This is a genomic window from Aminobacter sp. P4_D5 (genome assembly GCF_056401815.1).
Genome location: NZ_JBFUIP010000372.1, coordinates 1 through 1,411, shown reverse-complemented (window position 1 = coordinate 1,411; position 1,411 = coordinate 1). Strand labels below are relative to the sequence as shown.

At 66.1% G+C, this 1,411-nt stretch carries 1 protein-coding gene; it reads left to right on the top strand.

The features are described from left to right. Positions 1–1,143: 1,143 nt before the first annotated feature. The coding region (locus AC1DWF_RS31980; RefSeq protein WP_476842559.1) for a methyltransferase family protein at positions 1,144–1,411 on the top strand (268 nt) is incomplete at its 3' end.

The following is a 1,411-nucleotide window of genomic DNA, read 5'->3' as shown; positions in this document are numbered from 1 at the left end:
GACGCCGATCAGGTTGCGCTGAGCGCCACCGCGGGCGCGGATCGTAGCCGGCAGAGGGAGAACCATGTGGTCGGGCCGCTGGGCGGCGGTGGTGAGGATCAGAAGCTGGGCGACGGTGAGAGTCTTGGTGCTGGGCATCGGGAGTGTTCCTTGTGCGGGACACCGCCCCATGCGGCGCTCCCACCACCCGAAGCCCGGGACTTGCCGGGTTTGCTCTCGCGGGCTGCCTTCGCCCGCGGCCCGTCAGCACCAATGCTTCCGGTCGAAGGGAAGTCCAGCGGAATGTGCAGGTCGCCCGTGCTCTATCGACAAGCTCGACCCGCGACACGCGCCTGGAACTCGCGAGAGCGGGAGATAAGCTTTACCTACGGCTTTTCGGCACCTCGGGTTTCCAATCCGCACGGACGGGGTTCGGGTTATTGCGAACGATCGTGCGAGCCAAAACGTAGCGCGGGTTCGAATCCCACCCTGTCCGCCATCATCACCCGTGATATCAAATACTTACGTGCTCTGCTCGTCTTTGATCCCACTTTTTTTCCCACACTGCCTCCGGGCTTCCGGGAGGTGGCGACGGATAACCGGGGACAAGGCGCCCCGCGGTCATTCGATTCCAGAGGCAGAGCCAGTGGCATAGCCGTGGCAGGGCACCGAGGTGGCTAAAGGATAGACTCCGTGGTGTCAGTGCAGCGACGCCCTAGCCATCGGCCCTAGGGCTGGGGGCTTCTGAAATCCGGCTTCGGCGACCCCCACCCGGGGCGGGCCACCCCTCCCCCGGACTTTCAGTGGACGGGCTACGCATACTATTGCGCTGACGTTGCAACCTTCCGCGGCAGGCGATGGAGGGTCGTGTGCCGGGCGGCGATGTAAGACGGCCCGAGGGCGGATTGCTCGCATCGTTGTTCTCCCCGCGGCGCCGAGGAGCCGCACGGGATCGGCGTTGAAGCGGTCTTGGTATCGTCGCTCACAACCGCTCTGGCCGACCTCCGGGCTGAGATCGCCTCGCGCCTGACGAGCCTTCTTGTCTGGACAGGGGCAAAAAAAGGTTGCTAGCGGCCGACGGCCGAGAGCAGTTTATTTGGCAGTCACCCGAGCTTTGCCGACTGGCGAACCGGCCGCCAGCAGGTCCGGCGGAGGATGGCGACGATGGCCCTAGAAGCCGGTGTCCCGGACCCTGCAGCAGCACTCATGCGTATCGCTGGCGGTATGCGGGCCTCTCAGGCCCTCCACGTCGCGGCGGTCCTCGACGTCGCCGGTCTTCTCCATGACGGACCGCGGGACGGTGCTGCGCTGGCCGCCGCGACCGGAGCCGATCCGGGCGCGCTGATCCGTCTGATGCGCTGTCTCTCCGCGCTTGGCGTCTTCGCCGAACCAGAACCCGGCCACTTTGCGCTCACCGCTCTCGGCGACAGGC